The following is a 23,249-nucleotide window of genomic DNA, read 5'->3' on the forward strand; positions in this document are numbered from 1 at the left end:
TTCGTTTCAAAGACCAAACCTAAGCTAAAATCTGTTGTGGAATTGATATGACGGACGCCACCGCAAGCCCGATCCAGAACTCTTCTAGCGGCGCGACCTCGCTGGAGGGTTATCTCTATCAGCTCGACGTTTCGGTCTGGGCGGCGCTGGATCTTGTGCTTGCGAAGAAGCTTGCCAGCCAGATCGTATTGGAACCGGTCGGCGAGGAAGATCTTGAGGCTGACCTGACCGACGACGACCCGGGTTCAATTGCGTCCGATGTTGACCTGCCGAGCTACCGCCTCGTCATCCAGGCCAAGCTTCGCAATACCGGCCCGTGGTCAGCGGCAGAGATTGTCGCGCTCCTCAAGCACGGCAAAGAACGCATGCCCGCGGCTGAGCGGCTCAGGGACGAGAAGGCCCGTTATCTGCTCGTGACAAGCGCCGATCTCCAGAACGTCGCCCGGGAGCTCCGCATTGCCAATCTCGCCGAATGGCCCAAGGCCGCGGCATTGCCTGCCACGATCGCTTCTGCGCTGCCGGCGACCGCAGCCGGCAGGATCGGCATCCTGTCAAGTATCGATCTCGAAAAAATCGCTGGACGGCTGCGGGCGCTTCTTGAGGATGCCTTTCGCGTTCCGCATTCACGTCTCGATGACTGCGAAGCTGCGCTGAGAGGCGAGGCGTTGAGCCGCATGCGCGGTGCAGGACATGGGGTATGGACCCGTGCGGATCTTGAAACGGTGATCCGCTCCCACGACGGCTACATCGCGAGTTCGGCAGAGGTCGAGAGCTTCGTGAAACCCACGAACTGGACCCAGTTGCAGCAGGCGCTGCGCGACAATCACGCCGTGATCATCACGGGGGCCTCGGGAACGGGCAAGACGACAGCCTCTCTCGTGCTGCTCGATGAGCTGCGGGCCGCCGTGCCAGGCCTGAGGGTCGTGCATGTCACGCAGGGACCTCAGCAGGTGCGGGCCGACCAGATTCCGGGCCCGGTCGTATTCTCCATCGAGGATCCGTGGGGCCGCTATCGCTTCGAACCGCAATCCGAGCCCTGGAACGACGAACTAGGCAAATTCCTGGCAACGGCGACGGCCAATCGCTGGTTTGTCATCACGAGCCGATCCGACGTGCTGGCGGAAAGCCATGCTAGGCTGCTGGCATCGAAATGGTACGTCGCATTGGAAAGCGACAATTATGGTACCCGCGAGCGCGTCCGACTGTTTGAAAATCGATTGCCGCATCTAACGCGGCGGTTTCAGGCCGTGGCAGCCAGATATCGCGGTGAAGCCCTCAATCAGCTTCGGAGCCCGCTCGAGATCCAGAAATACTTCGACAGCCTTGCCGAGGGTCCGGCCGAGGACGAGAACGAGAGTCAATACACCCGGCGCTGCATTGAGGCGGCCCATCGCGATTCGATTGAAACCACCATCGTCCAGCAAGTCGAAACCAGAGAAGCTTGGGCATGGGCGACTGTTGTATGGGGCCTTCTGAAGGCGCGCCCGAAACAATCGCGTGCCTTGCTCCCCGACATCCAGGCCGGGTTGGGGGCGGTCGAGCGGGAGCTCGAGGATGGGCTGGAGCCGTTCGTCAACTTCCTCGTCAACGGCCGCAACCTCCGGCAGGTCGAAAGCACGTTCGTCTATTACCACCCGCGCGTTGAGGCAGGTCTCGAAGCGGCAATGGAGCGGAAACCTGGACGCGCGGTGCGGGTACTTCAGCTCCTCGTCGACGTCCTCATAGCGCTTGACACGGCAAACTGTGACGATTGGGGTCGCGAGTCCGCCGCGCATCTGATTCAAGCCGCGCTCCGGCTCGATAAGATTGCATTGAGGCCCGCCGCCGCGTCGCGCCAGACGATCGACGCTTGGCTTGCCGAGCGTCTCAGCAGGGAGGGCGACGACTTCAGCAACATCCTGACGCTCGCGGCGGCGGTTGGATCATCGGCTAGCGTCCCTTCCGAACTCGCCCGTTGGCTGATTCCCATCACCCGAACGCGCTATTCGTTTGGAGATTCCTGGTCGCCCGATCCGGACGACGACGACTGGTATCAACGCATGGCAGCGCATCCATCGACCGAGGATATTTGCAACGTCTTCGTACGTCGCGTTCTGCCCTTCGGACGGGAAGGCTACCCCGACGATTTTGCCGATTATCTCAGGCGCCTGACGCCGAATCTGGACCGTGCCTTTCTCGATGCCGCATCGTCGGTCGTCGGGCACGGTTTCAACTCGAATGCGGACGCGATCGCCGTCGGCGCCCTTCGGAATCTGCACAGTTTTGCGACTGTGGTCGACGAAGCGATCGCCTACCAGGCAAAGCTTAGAAGTGCGGACGATCCAGCTCTTTGGCTCGCGATCTGCAACGGCGAATACAGCGAAGATTACGCCCAGCACCTTGCCGAGTCGGCATCCGAGGATGGCCACACCGCTGATTGTTTCGTCAAGGCCTATGTGGAGGCGCTGCGCCTGCGGAGCGGATGGCAGGCGTTGCGCGACCATCCGGGAATCGCCGATGTACTTTACGCCTGGATCGATCTGCTTCGTTCCTCGAGCGTCACCTGCGACGACGCCGAGATTCTTGCGTTATCGGAAAAAGCCTGGGGCCACAGGCACGAGAGCCGTTTCTGGTCGCTGGTGACCAAGAGGTGGCAGGATCCGTTAGCCCCGAAACTGGCGGACCGGTTGGTTAACCGACATCCCGATCACCAGACACGCGTTGCCGCCGTGGAGTGCTTTGCAAAAAATGCTTCGGCATCCCTCACACCGCTCGTTGAGATGTTGCTCCGGCGTCCCCCCTCATGCACCGTCGAACTCTTCATCGACCTTCGCTCCGTGCGCGAGGAGCGGGACAAGGCGCAGAACGTCGATCGCTTCGTCTCCGAATTTCTGAACGCGCTGCCCGAACCGCTGCGAGAGATCTGCGGCCTCGCCGTGCGGAATGTTGTGCCTGCCGCCCTCTCGAAAGAGGCTCTTTCCGTGCTGCATGATCTCGATGTCGCGGCAAATGACGAGATGCGCCTGGTTCGAGCGCAATTGCTCTCGTCCATTGGTCAGAACGTCGAGAGCGACATCGATGCGCTTCTTCGGTCGACAGCTGGAGACGAGCAGAGAGAAATCGCAATCGCGACAGAGGCGGTTGAACTTGCGGCCGCGCGAAGCCTCTGGCCGCAAGTCGAGGTCGCGCTCGGTCACCGGTTTGCCGATGTCAGACGAGCGGCGCTGAAAGCCCTGGCTCCGCATTCTCTCGGTGCTTTACCAGAGCGTCTTTTGGCGCTGGCTGAAGACAAAGGTAGCGGTGTCCGCCGCTCCTTGCTCGACCTCATGGAGGCGCGCCGCAATCCAGCCCATCTCGATGCGCTTGTTATCCTCGCCGCCGACAATTGGACGGCCGAGTCCGGCTACTATGGCGACGACCAGGATTATCCTATCGCCACAGGAGCCGCGGATATCCTGGGAACGTCATGCGATCTGCCTGAACGCGTGCTCGACAGGCTTCTTGAAATCGCCGGGACAAGCCGCGACTCAGCGGTGCGCGGCAAGCTACTGATCGCTGTTGCCCGGAATGGCGGCGAAGCGGGCAGGACACGTGTCGTCGATCTCGCAATGTCGCGCGAGAACCTCATGCTGTCCGAGAGCGCCAGTTGGGCGCTCTATGTCACAGGCGACTCGCTCAAGATCGCCGATACCGCGCGCATCGCCATTGAACAACTGACGACGCGCGCGCCGGCAGTGGCCGTGCTGATGTCCATGACGGTGGGTCGAGCGGGGACGAGCGACCAGGCGCTCGACTACGCAAAGAAGCTCGCGACACATGCTACGCGCAAGGGGCTTTTGGTTTCGATGATGATGGGTGCGGTTCATCGAGATACCGCCTTGGCTGATGAGATCGGAAAATTCCTGCCACCGGATCTGATGACCGCCATCCATTCCGCTTTTGAGGAAGGATCCAAGCTGCCTCGCAACGCTCTTGACGGCCTCGGGGACGTCCGAGTAGTCGGCGAGGTCATCCGACGTTTCGACTTTCTGTTCCTGCCAAAGAAGAAAAGCTGACTTCCAAAGTAATGATATGTCGAGGGACGGAGAGAAGCTGTCGTCGCGGTTATACCCCGCCGAACCGTTTCGACCGCAAGCGACTGTGCCGGCAACGGCCGCGAGAGTTCCGATACAGGCTTGGTGAGCCGTATCCACGCTGACCAATCCTCAAGCGGAAGCACAACAACCTGATCGTCATGGTACGGGGCGACGTCCGGTCCGGGCTCGGTCGTCAACATCGCAAAGCCCGGTGGCTGATTGCCTTTGCCGTCCTGCCACAACCCTGCAATCGCCATGAAGGGCGCGCCCGTGAGGGTGAAACGGTGCTTGGTCTTCGGGTACTTCTTTCCGGTGAACTCGAAGAATGCGGTAGCCGGAATCAGGCAGCGATGGCTCTTGTCGAAACGCCTTCCTTCCGAACGGAAGTTGAACACCGGATAACCGCCCCGGCCGGAGGGCGGGAAGCTGAATTTCATCGGGACGAGCTCAAGCGCGCTGAAGTCGTCAGACGGCGTCGCCGTGCCGCTTGAGGGACACGCCGGCGGCTCGAACGCTCTCGGGCTTACGAGCGAAACCACCGAAGCGACCGCCAGCCGGGCGTATGGGAATCATCGCCATCGAATCCGGATCCCCGGCGGCTTGCAGAAGTACGGCGTCATGTTCTTGCTCCTTTTCGATGAGGACTTCGGCGCACGACTACATAGTCTTGCAGCGTCTGCAGCGACGCATTGCAGGCAAGGGCGCCGGGCCTCAGTTGCGCAGCTTGCAACTTTCGCCGAACCAGCGTTCCAGGCTGGTGCTCCAGCTCCGCGCGCTCGACGGCGAGCAAGGTGGCGCGAGCCGGCGTGAAATCGCAGCGGTACTGCTCGACGGTCAAGCGCATCATATCCCGGCTATCGAATGGAAGAATGCACCACTGCGAAAAAGGATCAACCGAATTGTTGCCAGCAGCGTAGCGCTCATGAATGGTGGCTATCTGAAGCTTGCCAGGTGGTGACCCACTACGTGCTCGGTGGTTCCGACGCCATTGATGCGGCGGCAAACCATCTCACAAATGGGAACCGCGCTACGTTAAGACGTCCTCCATCGTGAGGCGGCGTCAGTTCTTTGGAGTGTCCTCTGTTGTCGGCTTCTCCGGCACCGTCGACGAGACGCCTTGCGTTGCTGCAGACTTCCGACTGTCCGCGGCGAGCACAGCGGCCTCCGCGCCGATCTTCGCCAGTCTGAATGCCAGCACGAAGGCGAGGACGATGATCCAGAGTCCCGAAAGGCGCTTATACTTCATGAGGTCTTCGACCTCCAGCTTCGCTCTCCTCGCCGCGGTCCCGGATCTGCCATGAGTCGTCGTAGAATGCACAGAAGGGGATGCTGACGGTCTTGAATCTTACGCCATGATGGACAGAACTCATGGCCTCGTCTTTCCCATCTCTCTTGTTGTCGCATGGCAGGCCGGTATTCAGGTTGAGCGTTGCACGGTCATAGTCGTACAACAGCAGCTCTACGAACGGATCGCCGGGCTCACTCTTCATCGTATCGAGGTCGGCATGAAACGCAGGAAAATATTTGCAGGAATGCAGATCCTTAAGCCTGGCGATGTGGCGGTTATCGCGACAATAGGTAATCATCTGCAGCATCGAGTGGTTGCGCAAGAAGCCGCCAGGGTGACCGTGCGCCAACCGTTTGTCGCTCAGCCATCGCTCGGGCTGGCAAGCGCCATCCACGGGCCTCACGACAGTAGGATTCAGATGTTCTACTGTTGTTTTCTTCGGGCAAAGTCGATGCGGTTAACCGGTCTCGCGGCTGCACTCGGTCCCGGGTCCCGCCGCGTAACCGCGTCGGCGCTATGCTGACCCTCCTGCGGGTGCCTTCATCCTTGAGATATGCTCCTACGAGCCGAGCAATCTGAACAAGTCCAACCGCATGTCGCCGTACGAGTATGCTTGATCGCGGGTAAGGTGTGGTAACTGAAAGTTCTACCCTTGCACATTCTTGCCGGGATTGTCAGCTTCACGAATCATGGCCCGACCATCGCAATTCAATGCCGGTCCCCGGCTCACAGCGCCCCCGGCGGGCGATCCGTCAAGAGAAGCGGTCGCTTCCCTGCGCGGGTACGCGTATCAGCTCTACACGAGTGCGCTCGCCTGGATCAATCTTCGGAACCAAGAGGAGTTGTATCTTGAAGTTGCCGAGGACTACGCCGTAGCCGCGCATGATGCGCTCAAAGCGGTTCAAGTGAAAGACACGGGTCCATCTTCCGTCACGATAAATTCGGAAAGTGTCCAGGAAGCGCTCGACGCATTTGTCGACCTGGTGGAGCGCAACCCGCAGACGAATGTTTTCGTTCATTATTTATCGACATCTCCAATCGGGCAGGAGCGTGCGGTCGCGGACCGCGCGGGAGGTAAGCCAACTCTCGAATACTGGAGGTCGGCGGCGGCCGCTGCCGATGTCACACCACTCCGTACGGTTTTGCTGGCCGCCGGGCTGTCAGAAAGAGTCGAGCGCTTCATCAAATCGCGCGACGATGAACAGTTGCGAGCCGATGTTTTGATGCGCGTGCAGTGGGACTGCGGTCAGCCTGATCTTCCAGCAGTTCAGGACGCCCTCACGGCGCGGCTGGCGCGTTATTGTTCGGAGGAACTCGAACTATATACTGACGATGGTGAAGATCTCGTCGGCACGGTGCTGATGCATGTTCTCGATACAATCGTTCATGGCAAACCGCGCCGCCTCGACTCCTTTGGCCTTCTAAAGCTGCTGGAGGATGCCACAACCATCCGCGTTCCCCGAAACGCCGCAAACGCGATTTTGCAACAGGCTGCAAGCGGGCTCGGCGGGTCCCAAGGTGAGCGTGTCGCTGCCCCGACGGTTCTAGCAACCGAAATTGATCTTCCCTTGCCGTCAATCTTGACGCGCAGGCTCTCGCTGATGAACGACGTTCTCGAGCGTGTCCGTACCCGTGGCGCCGTGATCGTCACTGGGAGCTCCGGGCGAGGGAAAACGCTCATCTCTAGGCTAGCGTCACGGGAGTTAACCAGCGACATCCGGATCGGTGATCTGCGGAACGCCTCATCGTCAGAATCGGTCACTCAATTGCGACAGGCCGCCCGCGAACTTCCGGTGACCCGCCCCCGAGTGGTCCTTCTGGACGATCTGAATGAGATTGACGATCCTGGCGTCAGTGATGCTTTGGCGCGGCTGCTCTCCATGATCCGGCGCAGCGACGCCGTGTGCGTCATTACTGCCTATAATCAACCATCAACGCGCGCGCTGGTGCAAGCAGGCCTCGACCAAGACGTTTGCCTGACCGTTCCCGATCTTTCGGAAGACGAAGTCAAGGAGATGGTCGTCGCCGGTAGCGGCGATGCTAAATGGGCGAAGACACTTTATCTTGCTGGTGGGTTCGGCCATCCCCAGCTGGTGAACGCATTGATATCCGGGTTGCGGGCGCGAGGGTGGCCTGAGGACGAACTAAGGCGCCTGCGAGAGTTCGAGCGTTCAGACGATGTTGAAGCGGAACGCGTCGCTGCGCGACGCCAACTCGTGACAGCGTTGGCCGATGACGCCAAAGCCCTTCTGTATCGAGTTAGCCTGGCGATCGGCAGGTTTGATCGGCCGATTGCGCTGGCCCTTGCAGAACTTCAGCCGCCAATTTCCGCACCGGGCGAACAACTCGATCTTTTGGTGGGCCCATGGATCGAACCTTACGCGCAACAGCAATACCGTGTTTCACCGCTCGTTGCCAATGCTGGCGAGGAAACACTGGGCCCCTCAGTTCAGCTCAGTGTGAACCGGGCTATCGCAGAGGCATACACCGCAGGTTCTGTATTCGACATTCTCAAGGCAAACGCGGCGTTTCTTCATGCCTTGCGCGGGAAGTCGCAGCCAGCACTTTTGAAGCTCGCAATCGGTATTTTGACCGCGAAGCAATCCGTCAGAAAAGACCTTGCGGATTGGATCACCGGCATTCGGCTCCACAGGACCGACCGACCTATTTTTGCGGAAGATGCCCGTGTGTCGGTATTGCTCCGCATCGCACAATTAGTTCTTCGCGCCCCTGCCCGGAACCGCAAGGTGGTTGCGGAGTCTTTTCAGGCTCTGCAAAGGGAAGTCGCGCAGGCAGCATCGACGCATCCCGAACTGGAGATGTCCGCGATCGGAAAGGCGCTCGGTGATACGTCATTGGCTGCGCTGCTACCTGATTGGATTGGACTTATCCTGCGCTTTGATGCGCTCGCCGGAAGAAAGGTTGATTTTGCAGGCGTCAATCAGCCGGTCGGTGGCATAAAAACACCGACAGTCTGCGGCATATTATTTCTGTTGCAGGCTTCTGGAATTGATAGCGTCCTTGAACTCAAAGCCGTGTTTGACCGCCTCGATAGCCTTTCTGCCGACCAACGCGCTGCGCTCGTCGTGAACATGGCTGAGTTGCCGAACGGTTTTTCGGTCATGGTCAATCACGCATGGCTTGCGGAGCCTCGGCAGAGCATCGACTTCGAGAGGTGCGCGCAACTGTATCTCGAAATGGCCGCACAGTCGCTTCGCTGGGGCTTTCGTCAATTGGCACTGCGCTGTTACATCGCTCGATGCGTCATGTTGGACGAGTATGCGGTTAATCCAGAAGGTGCCCTGAAAGCTCTGGATGAGGCCGAGCAGCAGCTCGGTGCCGATCCGGCTCTCTCGCGGGCGCGCGCTAAGGTCTATTATCGCCGGAAGGATCATGCTGCCGCGCTGGAGCTCTTGCGGGACTCGGCGGACAAAGTTGCGCGAAATGATTTTGTCGAACAGACCTTTATGTTGAGGGAAGCAGGGATAAGCGCAGCCGAAACGGGCGACTGGGAAGACGCGGCGCGGTGGTTTGGGGCCGCGCACGCCGCGGGATCGAAAATCGTGGCTGATGGTGCTGACGGCATGGCAATGATGACGCTGGGTCTGGTCGCCGATCGGGGCATAGCCGAATTCCAGGCGGGACACCTTCGTGAGGCAATTCTGTCCTTGGCTACGGCCCTGGATGGGTTGTCTCGATTTAATCCCGCAGCTTCCATCGCGGCTGGATACCTTCATAGGGTTATTCGGCACGCGGTACTCTGCGTGAACCTTCGTGTGACAGGTAAGAAGAGCTTGCTGCCGGAGGAAGAAGGCGCCATCGCACCCGGAATGTGCAGCAATCCGGAGCCGTCCGACTTCGGTGATATGCCGCTCGGCCACATCGATATCGGATGGTATTTGCTCGCTGAAGCCGATCTCGCTGGCGATGCCGGGTCGTCAATTGCTGACTCGATGCGACGTCGTCTTGGCGGCAGGGCTATTCCTTCCATGGAGACCAACCTTCGCGCCGCGCGAGTCGATGCGTCGATCAAAGCCTCGGACGCTCATAAGTTCATGGCCAGCGTTTCGAGTTGGGTTGAGGGTCTCTTCTATATTCAGAGCCTTGGCCAGAACTTTAGAAACTTTTCGCCGCTCGATCCGACCTATGGTGAAATCGAACCCGCCTCGCCCGAAAAATATGCGGAGCCCAATGGGCAGAGGCTTCTTGCGAACGCTCTGTTTGGTTTCGGGATTGCCGCGAGTCTGAAGGGGCGGCCCGAAGCCTTGCAGGCGTTGCATGCCGCGATCTCCAAACAGAACTATTCCCCTGAACTCACTCGGCTAGCGGGTGTCATGGCTGGTGCGGTGCAGCCCAACGCGACGAACGAAACCGTCGAATTCACGATCAATCAGGTCGCTACGCGTGCGTCAGAACTTCAGCCGGATGACGTATTTGTGGCAGCCCTTAATATGATCCAGTTCCTCGCGCGATCAACATTAGACACGGTATTGGCGCCCATTTTTGCTAATTGGTTGCGCGAGCGGTGGATACATGCGGTCGAGCAGCAGGCCTTTCTACTTCGGAACCCGACAACCAACATTCCAGCCATTATGCAGGTCCTCGCCATGCAGGAACACACGCTGCAATATTGCGCGCATTTCCTGGCGACCGTCGCGCCAGCAGCGAAGACGCGGTTGGCCGAAGAATTTCGGACTTACCTCACCAACCTGGCTATGGGGAAGCGGACTCCCGCGACATAAAGATGATTCCGGATCAAGCGATCGTTTACGGGTACGACTTACGAAGCTAGGTTCGAAGCATTGCCTTCGCCCACCGGAATAATTGGCAATGGACGGTAACGTGTTGAGCGGGTTGGTGACGCCGTCCTATCTCGGGTAGTCGAGCGAGATAGGCTTACGCGGCGGACCGCCGGAGTTTGCACATGGCCGACTTCACACCAGATCCTGCGATTGACAGCTTCATCGAGAAGCGACTGACATCCACCGTCAGCCAAGTCAGTCTAGCGCCATCGAGCGGATTGCGGTGTGCAAGCTCGCGCACGAACGAAAAGTGGACGTATCTGGTGCGGTTTCTGGTGCGGTCGTCGCCTTGAGGGCAGCGAAGACCAAGCAAGATGCTGATATTCTTGGTGGGCCCGGCAGGACTCGAACCTGCAACCAGACCGTTATGAGCGGCCGGCTCTAACCATTGAGCTACAGGCCCGTTCCCAATCGTCATGCTGACGCGGCAGGGAAGGGAGGCGATCGTCTAGTGAAACTAGCTCGCTTTGCGTTCGGGCGGATCACCGGCTTCTAGCAAGGGAGGCGCCAAACTGGGAATTTCAGGCATTGACTTGCCGGCTATCGCTTGGAGGTCGCCGACCATCCCGACGGTCGAATCTATCACAGATACAATCTGTGTTTCGCGTTTAGCCCATTGGCGACCCATAAACTTGCGCTCCTTGTCCAGGTCGTCTCTCATGTCGTTGAATTTCTCGATGACCGCTTCGACACGTTGCCGGAATCTGGTGCCGGTCAGATAGTCATAGACCTGCTCCATCTTTGTCTGCTGGCCTTGTTGCACGAGCCGTGCGCCGCATACGTCGACCAGCGCTTGACGCAGCGCCACCGCAACGGGGAGGGCGCACCGAGGATGAGCGACCCACACGCCATCCATCAGATCGAATTGTTCGATGTGTTTGGGTAGCGCGTGCGAGATGATGAGTGATACGTCGGCGCCCGACGGCCGTTGGTCATCCCTGAGCTTCGCCAGCCAACCGTCGCTCCACGATTTGGTACGTTTCGTCTCCCATAGGATTATGCCTGCCGGCTGCCCGACGGCGCCGTTGACCTGCTGGATGACGTCGGCGCCAAGCTCGCCTTTGCCGACTGGTTCTATGATATCCGTCGGGAAACGGCTGCGCAAAAGCTCTTCGAGTTCCAATTCGAGGACTTCGCCTTGGGCCTGTTGCGAACCTTGCTCCGCCTTGCGCTTGAGTTCCTCGATCGTACGTGCCATCGACTCGATCGTTTGATCCTTTTCGGCAACGCGAAGCCTGGCAGCGTCGTCGGCTTCCTGCCTGGCCTTGGTCTGAACCGTTGCAACGGAGGCTTGAACGCGCTTTTCGATGGTCAAGTCCAACTCACGCTTCTCATCGTCCAGCGCGCGCTGCTTGCGAATAAGTTCAGCCTGAGCCTGCTGGGCTTCGGCCAGCTTGCGGTTATTCGCCTCCAGAAGCTGACGGAGCTCGGCAGCCTCATTAATTTTCGCTGATAGTTCCGCGGCAGAGGCTTCGCGCGCCTTCTTGGCTTCAGAAGCGACAATCCGCTCGCGTTCGGCCGTCAATCGTTTCGCGACCTGGTCTTCGACCGCCTCGCGGTCCTTGGTGAGCTGTTCGCGTTCCAGACGGAGCGCCTCAGTCTTGCGGGCGACTTCAGCATCTTTTCCCGCGAGCTGTTCCTGGAAGCGACGGCGGGTTTGCTCGAGCAGCGGCGCGGCAAGCGATTCCGTCAGTCGAATTTCGTGATTGCAGTTCGGACAATGTAAGGTAGGCTCGTATGCGCCATTCGTGGCTGCCGCTTTGAAGCTCATCGCGTTCATCTCATTCGTCGCTGAGTCGCGATTGAACCGTATTGGTGTGTCGGCGCCAGAGCGGAATGTGCGTGTCCACATGGGATTTCCACCTGTGGGCTTCCAAATCTGAAATCCGAACGTGCGGATCCGTCGAAATATTCCATAATCTATGTTATGCGAACTACAATTCAGTAATAACTTCAAATGGTTGAATGCGCCTTGTGACAGAACTTGAGTCTCCTCCAAAGGAAGTTGAGTCTTAAAGGTATTGACGTGCCCCGCTCTTCACGGGTTGGATGGTTGTCCGTTCGGCGACGCCCTGCCTTGTGCTAACGGCCGGAACGATACGGGCGGCATAAGGATTCGTCCCGGCGGGAAACCCCGATGCTGATGACGAAGGAACGAAGACCAGCGATCCGGTCGCTGCGCGGCTGGGCGATCGGCGTTCTGCAGGATCCTCATCACTACCGAAGAGTACGACGTTTGGATGCGCGCCCCCTGGGACGAGGCGGAGGCGCTGCAGCGGCCACTTCCGGACGACACCATGAAGATTGTGGCGAGCGGCGAAAAGGAAGACGCCGCTCCCGAGAGGTGATCTTCGCTAGGGATTGGCACACTGATATTTTTCCGTCGAAAAATCGTGAACATTCAAGATCATCACCAAATTGGTGCGGTCGTTGAAAATGAACAATTTCCCTCACAGAAGGGCGCAACACAGCATAGCACCGCGTGCCGCCGATCGAAGCATCGGAACGTGCTGTAGTCCCGGACTGCACCGTCCGGACCTCCATCCGTTCGCCATGGGGCGCTCCTGCCTTGACCAAGATATCGGTGCGATCACCGCAACCGCCTTCACAACAGCCATTGAGAGGCCGGACAACTTCAGGAAATCCCGATCTGTTGGCGCCTGGATCGGCCTAACAACGCGCCGCTACCAATCCGGAGAAGTCGATTATGACGGCCATATATCCCGACGGGGCGATCACCATTTGCGAGGGCTTCTGTACGAAGCGGCTGCGGTCATTCTGACGCGCAGCTCAACCGACAGCACTCTGCGCACGTGGGGTCTGAAGCTCCGGGAGAGGATCGGCTTCAAAAGAGCTGCCGTGGCCGTGGCGCGCAAACTGGCGGTTATAATGCACACGATGCTTAAGACTGGCGAACTCTTCAATCCGAATGCCGGAGCCACCGCATAAGCCCCGATCGCGTTCAGAACCCGAACGCCCAAGGTGTCCCTGCCGGGACGTGAGCCGAGCCATTCCGCTGATGCTGTTGCACTGCTGACTCAGCAAAGTGCGTCGTCCACATTGAAGGCTCGTCCTGCGAAGCTCCATCATGCGGCGGTTAATGCCGACCGCGAAGACAACCATGCACCCGGCAGTGTCCACTGAACGAAATTATATGCTTGACGCCTCAGCAGCGATTAGACAACAGCATCAGAAGCCGAAGTGCACGGAATTGAGACCGCCTCCGATCACGCCTTGAGTCGAGAGTTGGAGTATCCCTGCATAGGTTTCAGCAGAATTTATCTGGTAAGCGCAACATGCTTGAAAGAGACGACTAGCGCCCTGTCCAGCTTTCCCGTCATGCCGCAGAGAATCTCGTATGCCGCCGCGCGCGGCATTGTCGGCTTGTAGGGCCGGTGTTCGATCAGCGCCGCAAAGATATCCGAAATGGTGAGAATGCGAACGATGTCGGTGATGTTCTCGGCGCAGAGGCGGTCAGGATAGCCGCTGCCATCGAGATATTCGTGATGGTGCCGCACAGCATCGAGGACTTCGGGTGAGATGTCCCCGTGCCCCTTCAGCACATCGTAACCCGTCGCTGGGTGGGTTTCGACCAACGCTCGCTCGTCGTCGTCGAGGCGTCCTGGCTTGTCCAGGATCGCCAAGGGCACCCTCGCTTTTCCTATGTCGTGGAACATGGCAGCGGTGGAGAGCCGTTCAAGGTCACTTTTACGAAAACCGAGACTGAGGCCGAAATCGACGGCGACGCCGGTCACGAGCAGGCAGTGCTGGAACGTTCCCTCGTGATGGCGCCGCACAGTGGCCAGCCATTCGGATAGCCCATGCTCGGAAATCCGGTTGGTGATCTTGCGGCCGGCCTCTTTGGGACCGGCGACGTCGACCCGCTCCCCGAGGGTGATCGAAGTGAACATCGACGCAATGGCGGCTGCTGCGGCCTCAACCGCATTGTCAGACTTCGAGATGCCGCTCGTCGACCCAGTTCCGTGGACGGCTGGATCGACCAGAGCGGCCAGGAGCTTGGCTGCCTCGATCTTGCCAGGCAACACCAACGTTGCGCCCAGCGCATAAGCTTGCGAGATGCCAAAGTGGGAAGTTTGCTCGACGAGGAAGATGCGCTTCTTCGCTTTGGCGAACCGCGCAGCTCTCTTTTTCAGCGCGGCAATGTTTTCGACCGCCCGCAGGTCGGCACGGACAACGACCGCAGCAGCAGCGTGCGGAAGCTTTGCTTCTACATCGAGCCGCTCGCCGGCAACGGTGAACTGCTTTCCAAAAAGCGAACAGAGCCCGAAGAGCTTTTCGGAAGTGTCGGCCAATACGTGCACGAACATGACTGGTGCCTTCGTTCGTCGGGTGCCGGGCTGAATGGCCTCCTCGGTGGTCCAAGGTCATTGGCTCACTTCGACGAGACTGCTCGGCTCAAGTTGGTTTGTGCGCGCCTCTGTCGCTCGCGGTCGTTTGGGTCTTCTTGCCATTTGCTTGGATAAAATGGACGCCAGCCGTGGTTCCGTCGATCCAGACCAGCTCGCAGCGTCGATAGGCCAGTCCCGTCGACGACAGCAGCATGAAGAACTCCTTCGCCGAGAGAACATCGAGCGATCCTTCGACTTCGATCTTGGCGCCGGTGTTCGAGATATCGAGCAAGACGCAGCTTCGCCGCCAGGTGCCGTCGGAGCCCATCAGGTTCACGGGCTGTCTGTTGTCCATGCGCACTCGAGACGCCTTGCGACCGTCGAACTTCATTGGTTTCCTGCCGATCTTGCAGTGCGACCGTGGGCGCCCGCGGAGATTTCTCCCCAACGAACGGACCATTGGCTGGTCGAGAGATGAAGCGTTTCGAACAGCACCTGTGCTCGTGCGCGTTCGCCTAGTGAAAGCCCCGCGCCGCGAGTGTTGAGGACCGCCAGCGTGGTTTGCCAGTTCAAGCGCGATGCCCGGCACGCCATAACCGGGCCTTCGTAACTGGACTCTGCCATAACCTGCTCGATGGCCTCAATCGGTGCTCCCGACAGCACCGACAACGCCGTGAACAGGTTGGCTGTCTCACGCCGGATCGCGAATCGATTGACAGTCGAGTCGCTCAGCTTTCCGCTCCGATTGAGCGATATGATCTCCGGCCTCGCAGCGGCGTACTCAGTCTCGTAAGGTCGCTTCGCTGTCGCTAATACTTGCGAGGAAGCGTTTGCGTTGGAAGCCTTATTCGCCGGCCGTGGCGATGCCGACAGCAGCTCCCGAACCACCATGTCCGGGGTGTCTGGCCTCAGCGTCAGCGCTTTCGTGATCTCGTCGTCCTCCACAGACCTACGGACCAAATTGGCATAGGCCGCGCCTGAGAATTCAGCACCCGGATTGCTGATGACGGCCAGACAAGTCTTGCTGCTGCCGCGCTGCAATATTGCCTCAGTCACTGGGCTTTCGATCCTGCGCCGGCCAGCAATGGCGAGAAGGTGATCCTCGCTGCTGGACGTCGCGATCGCCACGAGATCAGCCGGCGATAAGGCGGGAGATTTCATAAGGATCGGGCCTGCGATCGCCGGATCGCCGCACGAGGCGAGACGTCGCAGAGTCTTCATCGGAGCAGTACTCAGCTCGGCGAGCGTCGTGCTGAGCTCGGCGAGCGTCCCCGGCGCAATCCGCCGGGCTAAGCGATTTAGAACGTCGTCAAGCAGGCCGACCTGCGGCTCTTGCAATCGGTTATTACCGTCGACGAGCAGCTCGGTAATGCGCCAGAGCATGCGCGCACAAACCTCAGATGAGCTCCTCGCGATGGTGTCATCCAACTCAATAATGAGATCGGCCGCAGAAATTGCCCTCATTGGCTGGCCCAAATTCATTTTAGTATCGAAGGTATTACGCGCTAAAGTTGTTAAGATACCTTTTATGCGATACCTGACATGCGTGCAGTATGTTCTTGTTCGCCTGAACAGCGCTTGGGAGGCTATTAGAGTACCTGCTATCTCACGATGGGAAGCTATTGTTATCTACGCTGCGGCCTGCGCGTGGACGACAGCCCGCCCTGTATCCCTTGTTTGGAATGATAGCTGCCATAATTTGCGTGATAGCGGTCCACCTTTGGACGGCCGCTTAAAGTTCGGGGATTTGGCCCTCAGGAGGGTGAAAAGCTTATCCGGGCGAGCGTAACGTCCTTCAGCGACATTGCAGCTGACATCGGCCTAGGCAAGGCATCGGGCAATTGGCGCCTTGCGTGTTTTGCAATTCTCTAGTCGTCCGTTAAGAAGCTGATCTGAGTTCTGATTGAAGGCTGATGGCCGCGAAGGGTGCGGTCAGGATAAGGGACCAAAAGTCTCTTAGGTCGAAATCTCGATCAGACTGGACATTTCATTGCGAAGCGGTCTTCGTTTCCATATTGACGACCTGGACCCGGCGGTTGACCCCAGCGTTGGGATGATCTGAGTCCTTCAGCCTAGTCTCGCCATAGCCGACGGTAACGAGATCGCTCCCGGAGATACCGTAGTGCTCGACCAGATAACGTTTGATGGCGTCGGCTCGTCGCTCGGAAAGATCCTGATTGAAGGCATCACTGCCAATCGCATCGGTGTGCCCGGCGACCACGAAAGTCGAACCCTTCAGGCTCGGATCCGACAGGGCATTGCCCAGCGCCTCGACAGAGGTCACGGAGATCGGACTGATGGCGGCTGAGTTGAAGTCAAACCTGATCTCCAGATCGATATTTGGCTTGGTCGAGGCGATCTCCGCGATCTCCTCGCGTTCGCTCGACGATAGTGAGCGGGTTTCGCGGTTACGAACGCTGTCCAGGAGGGCGTTTGTGTGCCCCTTTGCAGACGGGTCCGCATGCGGAGCAACAGAAAGGCTGCGGGTCAGCTGTTTCGGCTTCAGGGCGGAGAGGATCTGGTCGGCTGAGACGTTGACCTCTCCGGCGAGCGCGAATCCTGCTGTCATCGAAAATGCAGCACCGAATAGATGCATCCTGGAACCAGACTGTGACGCACGTCACGCAAACGACAATAGTATTCGATCTTGCGCTTCCGGGAGAGCGCGCCGCCAGTTCGATGAAGGCCCACGATACCGGCGTGATTTAGATCACAATCCGCTCTCCGGCATCGGTTCAGTATTGCAATCAATTGTCAGGTTGGCGGGAATGGAGCATCATTTTGCAGGCAAGCGAGGAGACAAGATCATGCGCTTCTTATTTGCAACATTCATGCGCTTTTTCATCGCAACATCAACGGCAGCAGCTCTTCTAGCGAGCGCGAATGCAGCCCTTGCTGAGAAGCGCGTCGCCTTCGTCGTCGGCAACGGCGCCTACAGGCAGGTGACGCCATTGCCCAACCCGCCGATCGACGCCAAGGCAATGGCGGCGACGCTGCGCAATGTCGGATTCGAGGTAATCGAAGGCTCGAACCTCACCCGCGATCAGATGACGGCCAAGCTGCTGGACTTCGGCCGCAAAACACAGGGCTCCGACGTCGCAGTGTTTTATTATGCCGGCCACGGCATCGCGGTTGACGGCAGCAACTATTTGCTGCCCGTTGATGCCGACATCAAGTCCGAGATGGACGTCAAGCTTGGCGCGGCCATCAACATCGACCTGACCCTTGACCAAACCATGAGCGACGCCAAAGTCAAACTGGTGTTTCTCGATGCCTGCCGAGACAATCCCTTCGCTGCCAAGATCAAGGCCAACTCGACGACCCGTGGCGTCAACGTGCAGAGTGGCTTGGCCGAAATGAAGTCCGGCGAAGGCACTCTGATCGCATTTGCAACTGGCCCAGGCCAAACAGCGCTCGACGGCCAGGAGGGCAACAATAGCCCTTTCACCCGCGCGCTGATCGACAACATCACCAAGCCGGGGGTCGAGATCCAGCAGGCCATGACCTCAGTCCGCGCGCAGGTCAACGAGGAAACGCAAAAAGGTCAGCTTCCCTGGGGCCACACCAACCTGATCGGCGCCGTCTACCTCAATCCAGCGCAGCAGACTCAGCTTGCCAACGCCACACCGAGCCCACCCACCAGCGCACCGGCCGCCAACACCAGCAGTCATTCGGACGGTATCGAGCTTGAGTACTGGCGCTCGGTGAAAGAGACCAACAAGTCCGAAGAACTGAACGCATATCTCTCGGCATATCCAAACGGTCAGTTCAGGGCGTTGGCGCTGGCGCGACTCGCTGCCATCGAGAACGGCCCGTCGACCACAGCCCGCAACCTTACCTCTGGTGTCGATCCTGCCACCTTCACCGATGATGCCAGCCAGCTTACAGAGGATCAGATCGGCCTCGACAAGGGTCAACGCCGCGACGTGCAGCGTCGCCTCAACGGGCTCGGGTTTGACATCAAGGTGACCGGTGCATTCAACGTCGATACCCGCTCGGTACTCAAGCGATGGCAGGCCGCCCGCGGCTATCCGTCGACCGGCTATCTCAACAAGCTCCAGCACAAGGCGTTACTTGGAGAGATTGTTGCGAGCAACTCGGGAAGCAGCGACGAACCGTCCGAGGACAAGCCCGCCCGGCGAGCGCGCCGGGGCGGTAGCGGTAGCGGTGGCGGTGGCAGTGTTGGCGGGGGTGGCGGACCGTTTGCCGGTCCGGGGCAACTTTTCGGAGGTATGATGCACGGTATGTTCCGACGGTAGCCCGTGATCAACGAGCCCAGGTTGAAATTCTAAGACCTTTGCAAAGTGAAGGACCCAATTCTTGGGTGAGCTAGACCGCAAGAAATTGAACTCTGTCAGTGGATCCGGTGGGGAGACGAGATCGGACCGCTGGCAGCCATTGCCCGACACGATGACGATCAAGTTCAGTGTTAACTGGCTGATGTCCTGCGGCCGGCTCGCTATTACCTACTTGTTAGTTTGTAGATCGCAGTCGCTGTGCTAACAGCGCCGTCCCTCGAAGAACTAAGGAGCTAACTTGAAACGTCCTGCCAAGAAGAAGAAGCCGACGCGCCGCGAGTGGACACCCGCTGATTTACGGTCGCTCAAGAAGCACTCGAAGGATCGAACGCCAGTCCTGAAAATCTCGAAGGATATGAAGCGAACTATCGGTTCTCTGCGCCAAAAGGCCCTCGTGTTGGGCATCGGCCTGGGTCACCAACGCTGACAAAAACAGAGCTGCGCAGCGAATATGCTGCGCGGCCTGCCCTTGAACTATACTTTCGGCGGTGTCCACTTCGTGCGCTCAGCGGGTTGCGGCATCATTGCGGCGTACCGCTCACCCTGCTCTACCACGCGCGCGACTGGCGAGCCCGGTGCAACGTGCGGCAAGAGCCCGCTCGCGACAGCGCTGCGGCTAATCGCGTCTAGCTTCACCGCTGCTTGATTGGGCGTTTCGGCGAGTGCGTTCAGTGCTGTAACTACGTCGCGATCAGTCATTGCCGCTCTCCGCGTTGTCCGCGTCACACGTAAACAGCTTGGCGCCGTTGCCGGTGCGCAGATAGTTGAGTTGGTCGGCACTTCTTTGCTAAACCGCCCGCCGTCGGCGTAGCACCGAGCTGAGCCAACCCCGATGCAGCTCGCAAGCAAAGCAGTGATCGTCTCCAGGGCGTCAGCGACGCGTTCAAGCTGAGGCGCGGCGGCGGCGATCGTTTCAAGTGCTTCGGCGGCACAGTCTGCGGCGTGCAGCCGATCTTGGCCGCGATTGTCCCCACTGCCGCCCAGCGCGACGGGTGCTCGCCGGCGTGATCCAGAACCATCCGAACCGCTCGGGCCCGGACCTCGGGTGAAAACTTGTTCGTCGTCTTGCTCGTCATGGCTCATCCTCTCAGGAGTTGGAGCCTCCGGCAAACCCGAGACGGTTCACCGGCCTAAGCAGGGGGCCTTTTCGTTGTGGCGGCACTCCGGACGGGTGGGACTTCCCCATCCAGCCATTCCTGCTCCTCGGCCAAAGACCGCCATGCGTCTTCCATGCGCCTGTAGCGCTTGTAAGCAGGGCTATCCTTAGATGGCTCTCCTTCCGCTAGAATGGCGCAGTTCTCGGCATTTTCTTTGTAAATCTCTGATGGCTTCATGACGCCTCCTTGCCGCGAAACTACTCCCGGCCCGTAAAAATTTCACAACCGTAAAATACTGGATTTTCCCTCGGTCAATAACATTCAGACACGAGCGGAGACTGGCAAATAGGGAAAATTGTGGATGTAGGAACCGGTGGGTGCGCCGCCGGAGCTTTCAATACGCGTTCGAAGCAACTCGCCAACAGGAGTTCAACTTGCCTTCCACGGTGCAAACCGTGAGATCATGGTCTAGAGACTTGACTGGGACCGATCGCCTTTCAACTCGGACTTATTTAGAGGGACACTGGAGGACCAATGACAAAACCACAGCCCAAGCGCGTCGATGCAGCCTACGAGAAACAGACAGGCGGCAAACTGGTGGGCCGCTATATCGTCGAAAAGCACAGCCATGGCGGAGATCGTCTAGATCGAGGATGCGTGCAAGTCCGTCCTGGAGTGCATTGCGGCCATTGAGAACGCGAGCTACCGCCGTCTTTGTGGATCTGCAGCGGCAATTGCCCTTGGAATTTCGCTTCCTAATACTCTGCAGGCGTATTAGGCCGTGAACTGAACCGCCCCGGGTTTGCCGGAGGCTCCAACTCCTGAGAGGATGGAGCCATGACGAGCAAGACGACGAACAAGTTCTCACCCGAGGTCCGGGCCCGTGCGGTTCGGATGGTTTTGGATCACGCGAGCGAGCATCCCTCGCGCTGGGCGGCGGTGACCTCGATTGCGGCCAAGATCGGCTGCACGCCGCAGACGCTGCATGACTGGGTCAAGAAAGCCGAAGTCGATAGCGGGCAACGGGCCGGCGTTCCGACCGAGATGGCCGAGAAGCTGAAGGCCCTCGAGCGGGAGAACCGCGAACTTCGGCAAGCCAACGAGATCCTGCGCAAGGCAAGCGCCTATTTTGCGATGGCGGAGCTCGACCGCCGGTCCAAGCCATGATCGCCTGTCAATCGGCTTGCAACTTTGACCCCTCATCGGCGTCCAATTTTGACCCCTTTGCGCGGCGTTGTTTGCTGGTAGCGCTCGTCTCGTCGGAGCTGGCCGGGATAGCGGAGGCGAGACGAGCGCGGGTGGCGTGATCGTCGTCTCGGCTTTTGAACCGCCAGCTGTCGTTGCCGGTCTCGACGATGTCACAGTGATGGGTCAACCGGTCGAGCAGCGCGGTGGTCATCTTGGCGTCGCCGAACACGCTCGGCCATTCGCCGAAGGCGAGATTTGTCGTCACGATGACGGAGGCGCGCTCATAGAGCCGGCTGACGAGGTGGAACAGAAGCTGGCCACCCGACTGGGCGAAGGGCAAATAGCCGAGTTCATCCAGCACGATGAAGTCCATCCGGGTCAGATGCTCGGCGAGCCGTCCTTGCCGTCCGTTGCGGGTCTCGGTCTCGAGCCGGTTGACGAGGTCGACGACGTTGTAGAAGCGTCCTCTAGCGCCATCGCGGATGCAGCTTCTGGCGATGGCAATGGCCAGGTGGGTTTTGCCTGTGCCGGTGCCGCCAACCAGTACGACGTTGCGTTGCTGGGCGATGAAGCCGCCGCCGGCGAGGTCATTGACGAGAGTCTGATTGATTGGCGTGCCATCGAACTGGAAGTCGGCGATGTCCTTGGCAAGTGGCAGCTTGGCAATGGTGAGCTGGTATTTGATCGACCTGGCTTGCTTCTCATTGATCTCGGCGTTGAGCAGGTCGCCGACAATGCGCTGAGGTTCGTGCTGGCGTTTGACAGCGGTCGCCATGATCTCGTCGAAGGCCGCCTTCATGCCATAGAGCTTGAGTTCGCCCATGAGGTCGAAGATTTGGGTTCGTTCCATCAGATGGTCCTCCGGAGGTTGTCGTAGCGGGCACAATCGGCGATCGGTGCATGACGGAGCGTCAGTGCGGCCGGCGTCATGATGTTGGCCGGTGGGGCGAGTTCACGTTGACGGGCCAGGATATTGAGAACGACATCTGCGGAATGGACGCTGTGACTGAGCGCTTCGGCACAGGCCGCTTCCACCGCGGGGAGACCGTCAGTCAGCACCGCGTTGAGGATGTCGACCATCTGCCGATTGCCATCGTCGGTGCTGGCAAGCTTGCGCCGGATCCGCTCGATCGCGGCCGGCAGCACCCAGTCCTTGAAGGGAGCACCGTTGCGCAGGGCGCCGGGTTTGCGGACGAGCACCGGCACATAATGCCAGGGGTCGTAGACGGTATCGCCGCGACTAAAGGATCGCGGGTGCTCGGCAACGATGCGTCCATCCTGACGAATCACGATGCGATCGGCATAGGCTTGAACCTCGACCGGTCGTCCGACTGCGCTGGCTGCGACCGAGTACTTGTTGTTGTCGAAGCGCACCAGGCAGGTCTTCGAGACCGACGCCGTCACGGCATGGAAGCCGTCGAAGCGGCCGGCATAGGGAACGAGCTTGGGGCGTTCGGCTTCGAACACGTCCCAGATCGTCTGATCAACCAACTCCGGATGGCGATGAGCCTTGGCGTAGGCGATGCATTTGTCGAGCAGCCAGGCGTTTAACTCGTCGAGGTTTTTGAACCGCAGCCGCGGCGTGAAGAAGCGTTCCCTGACCAGCCCGACCTGGTTCTCGACCTGCCCCTTCTCCCAGCCCGACGCTGGCGTGCAGGCGACCGGATCGACCAGATAGTGGCTGCACATCTGCAAGAAGCGGCGATTGTAGAGACGCCCTTTACCGACGAAGATCGTCTCTACCGCGGTCTTCATGTTGTCGTAGATGCCGCGAGTGCAGGTGCCTTTGAACAGGGCGAACGCCCGGTCGTGGGCGTCGAACACCATCTCCTGCGTCTCCCGCGGATAGGCTCGCACGAACAGCATGCGGCTGTGACAGAGCCGGACATGGGCGGCCTTCACCATCACCGTGGTGCCGCTCAGCAAGACCACCTCGTGGCTCCAGTCGAACTGGTAGGCTTCGCCTGGGGCAAAGCTCAGCGGAACATAAGCGGCTGCGGTCGATTGCCCGCGTTCTTTGCTCCAGCGCCTGGCGTAACGCCGCACCGCATCGTAACCGCCGTCTGCGGCGCGGCAATCAGGATGGAAGTGCAGCGTCAATCAGGATGAGAGAGCTTCGCCGGGCTCGTGACGCAGGGAGGGCGTAGCCCGACCGGAGTTACGAGCCCGGCG

Annotated in this window: 13 protein-coding genes, 1 tRNA gene and 6 pseudogenes; 8 read left to right on the forward strand and 12 right to left on the reverse strand. The window is 59.3% G+C overall.

Going from position 1 to position 23,249, the window contains the following annotated elements; genetic code table 11:
• The first annotated feature begins 47 nt into the window (after window positions 1–47).
• A complete protein-coding gene (locus tag IVB24_RS38575; RefSeq protein ID WP_247774335.1) occupies window positions 48–4,034 on the forward strand; it encodes a hypothetical protein in 3,987 nt (1,328 codons plus the stop codon).
• A 53-nt stretch (window positions 4,035–4,087) separates the two neighbouring features.
• Here IVB24_RS38575 and IVB24_RS38580 read toward each other — a convergent pair.
• A pseudogene (locus IVB24_RS38580) lies at window positions 4,088–4,594 on the reverse strand (SOS response-associated peptidase family protein); the annotation flags it as partial.
• Window positions 4,595–4,722: 128 nt separating this feature from the next.
• Here IVB24_RS38580 and IVB24_RS38585 point away from each other — a divergent pair.
• Complete coding sequence (locus tag IVB24_RS38585) at window positions 4,723–5,013, forward strand: DUF2285 domain-containing protein (RefSeq protein ID WP_247774336.1); 291 nt, start codon at window positions 4,723–4,725, stop codon at window positions 5,011–5,013.
• A gap of 102 nt (window positions 5,014–5,115) precedes the next feature.
• Here the strand turns inward: IVB24_RS38585 and IVB24_RS38590 are convergent, their stop codons facing one another.
• Both IVB24_RS38590 and IVB24_RS38595 read right to left on the reverse strand, forming a co-directional pair.
• Window positions 5,116–5,301 (reverse strand): hypothetical protein, encoded by a 186-nt coding sequence (locus tag IVB24_RS38590; protein WP_247774337.1) that lies wholly within the window; start codon window positions 5,299–5,301, stop codon window positions 5,116–5,118.
• Entirely contained in the window at window positions 5,291–5,650 is a 360-nt protein-coding gene (locus IVB24_RS38595) for a hypothetical protein (RefSeq protein ID WP_247774338.1), read from the reverse strand. The genes IVB24_RS38590 and IVB24_RS38595 overlap by 11 nt, the downstream gene beginning before the upstream one ends.
• Before the next feature lie 382 nt (window positions 5,651–6,032).
• On the opposite strand from IVB24_RS38595, the gene IVB24_RS38600 reads away from it, so the two are divergent.
• Window positions 6,033–10,085 (forward strand): AAA family ATPase, encoded by a 4,053-nt coding sequence (locus IVB24_RS38600; RefSeq protein WP_247774339.1) that lies wholly within the window; start codon window positions 6,033–6,035, stop codon window positions 10,083–10,085.
• 387 nt (window positions 10,086–10,472) lie between these two features.
• Here IVB24_RS38600 and IVB24_RS38605 read toward each other — a convergent pair.
• Window positions 10,473–10,548 (reverse strand) — tRNA-Ile (locus tag IVB24_RS38605).
• A 54-nt stretch (window positions 10,549–10,602) separates the two neighbouring features.
• Window positions 10,603–11,916, reverse strand: coding sequence for a DUF2130 domain-containing protein (locus IVB24_RS38610; protein WP_247774407.1), 1,314 nt, complete (start codon window positions 11,914–11,916; stop codon window positions 10,603–10,605).
• A 436-nt stretch (window positions 11,917–12,352) separates the two neighbouring features.
• On the opposite strand from IVB24_RS38610, the pseudogene IVB24_RS38615 reads away from it, so the two are divergent.
• Together IVB24_RS38615 and IVB24_RS38620 are read left to right on the forward strand one after the other, a co-directional pair.
• Window positions 12,353–12,493: pseudogene (locus tag IVB24_RS38615) on the forward strand (SOS response-associated peptidase); the annotation flags it as partial.
• Between the two features lie 232 nt (window positions 12,494–12,725).
• Window positions 12,726–13,094 (forward strand): annotated as a pseudogene (locus IVB24_RS38620) (transposase); the annotation flags it as partial.
• A 329-nt stretch (window positions 13,095–13,423) separates the two neighbouring features.
• Here the strand turns inward: IVB24_RS38620 and IVB24_RS38625 are convergent.
• From IVB24_RS38625 to IVB24_RS38640, 4 genes are all read right to left on the reverse strand, one after another.
• Complete coding sequence (locus IVB24_RS38625; RefSeq protein WP_247774340.1) at window positions 13,424–14,473, reverse strand: HD domain-containing phosphohydrolase; 1,050 nt, start codon at window positions 14,471–14,473, stop codon at window positions 13,424–13,426.
• A gap of 88 nt (window positions 14,474–14,561) precedes the next feature.
• Window positions 14,562–14,885 carry a PilZ domain-containing protein gene (locus IVB24_RS38630; RefSeq protein ID WP_247774341.1) on the reverse strand — a complete coding sequence of 108 codons (324 nt, stop codon included), beginning with the start codon at window positions 14,883–14,885 and terminating at the stop codon, window positions 14,562–14,564.
• Window positions 14,882–15,958: a DUF2336 domain-containing protein gene (locus tag IVB24_RS38635; protein WP_247774408.1), complete on the reverse strand. Its 1,077-nt coding sequence runs from the start codon at window positions 15,956–15,958 to the stop codon at window positions 14,882–14,884. Before IVB24_RS38635 ends, IVB24_RS38630 begins: the two co-directional genes overlap by 4 nt.
• A 523-nt stretch (window positions 15,959–16,481) precedes the next feature.
• Entirely contained in the window at window positions 16,482–17,063 is a 582-nt protein-coding gene (locus IVB24_RS38640; protein ID WP_247774342.1) for an OmpA family protein, read from the reverse strand.
• A gap of 262 nt (window positions 17,064–17,325) precedes the next feature.
• On the opposite strand from IVB24_RS38640, the gene IVB24_RS38645 reads away from it, so the two are divergent.
• Together IVB24_RS38645 and IVB24_RS38650 are read left to right on the forward strand one after the other, a co-directional pair.
• Window positions 17,326–18,753 carry a caspase family protein gene (locus IVB24_RS38645; protein ID WP_247774409.1) on the forward strand — a complete coding sequence of 476 codons (1,428 nt, stop codon included), beginning with the start codon at window positions 17,326–17,328 and terminating at the stop codon, window positions 18,751–18,753.
• A 277-nt stretch (window positions 18,754–19,030) separates the two neighbouring features.
• Entirely contained in the window at window positions 19,031–19,219 is a 189-nt protein-coding gene (locus tag IVB24_RS38650) for a hypothetical protein (protein ID WP_247360190.1), read from the forward strand.
• Window positions 19,220–19,721: 502 nt separating this feature from the next.
• Here the strand turns inward: IVB24_RS38650 and IVB24_RS38655 are convergent.
• Window positions 19,722–19,868 (reverse strand): annotated as a pseudogene (locus IVB24_RS38655) (IS3 family transposase); the annotation flags it as partial.
• Between the two features lie 858 nt (window positions 19,869–20,726).
• On the opposite strand from IVB24_RS38655, the pseudogene IVB24_RS38665 reads away from it, so the two are divergent.
• A pseudogene (locus IVB24_RS38665) lies at window positions 20,727–21,061 on the forward strand (transposase); the annotation flags it as partial.
• A 2-nt stretch (window positions 21,062–21,063) separates the two neighbouring features.
• Here IVB24_RS38665 and istB read toward each other — a convergent pair.
• Window positions 21,064–21,927 carry an IS21-like element helper ATPase IstB gene (gene istB, locus IVB24_RS38670; protein WP_346771390.1) on the reverse strand — a complete coding sequence of 288 codons (864 nt, stop codon included), beginning with the start codon at window positions 21,925–21,927 and terminating at the stop codon, window positions 21,064–21,066.
• 8 nt (window positions 21,928–21,935) lie between these two features.
• A pseudogene (gene istA / locus IVB24_RS38675) lies at window positions 21,936–23,141 on the reverse strand (IS21 family transposase); the annotation flags it as partial.
• Window positions 23,142–23,249 lie beyond the last annotated feature (108 nt).

The organism is Bradyrhizobium sp. 192 (assembly GCF_023100965.1).
GTDB classification, from domain to species: Bacteria; Pseudomonadota; Alphaproteobacteria; order Rhizobiales; family Xanthobacteraceae; genus Bradyrhizobium; species Bradyrhizobium symbiodeficiens.

Excerpts from the sequence above, each read along its gene's own strand:
- IVB24_RS38610 (WP_247774407.1), bottom strand. The coding sequence starts at position 11,916 with ATGAGCTTCAAAGCGGCAGCCACGAATGGCGCATACGAGCCTACCTTA.
- IVB24_RS38575 (WP_247774335.1), top strand. The coding sequence starts at position 48 with ATGACGGACGCCACCGCAAGCCCGATCCAGAACTCTTCTAGCGGCGCG.
- IVB24_RS38645 (WP_247774409.1), top strand. The coding sequence starts at position 17,326 with ATGCGCTTTTTCATCGCAACATCAACGGCAGCAGCTCTTCTAGCGAGC.
- IVB24_RS38635 (WP_247774408.1), bottom strand. The coding sequence starts at position 15,958 with ATGAGGGCAATTTCTGCGGCCGATCTCATTATTGAGTTGGATGACACC.
- IVB24_RS38595 (WP_247774338.1), bottom strand. The coding sequence starts at position 5,650 with ATGCTGCAGATGATTACCTATTGTCGCGATAACCGCCACATCGCCAGG.
- IVB24_RS38600 (WP_247774339.1), top strand. The coding sequence starts at position 6,033 with ATGGCCCGACCATCGCAATTCAATGCCGGTCCCCGGCTCACAGCGCCC.
- istB (WP_346771390.1), bottom strand. The coding sequence starts at position 21,927 with ATGGAACGAACCCAAATCTTCGACCTCATGGGCGAACTCAAGCTCTAT.
- IVB24_RS38590 (WP_247774337.1), bottom strand. The coding sequence starts at position 5,301 with ATGAAGTATAAGCGCCTTTCGGGACTCTGGATCATCGTCCTCGCCTTC.
- IVB24_RS38640 (WP_247774342.1), bottom strand. The coding sequence starts at position 17,063 with ATGACAGCAGGATTCGCGCTCGCCGGAGAGGTCAACGTCTCAGCCGAC.
- IVB24_RS38625 (WP_247774340.1), bottom strand. The coding sequence starts at position 14,473 with ATGTTCGTGCACGTATTGGCCGACACTTCCGAAAAGCTCTTCGGGCTC.
- IVB24_RS38630 (WP_247774341.1), bottom strand. The coding sequence starts at position 14,885 with ATGAAGTTCGACGGTCGCAAGGCGTCTCGAGTGCGCATGGACAACAGA.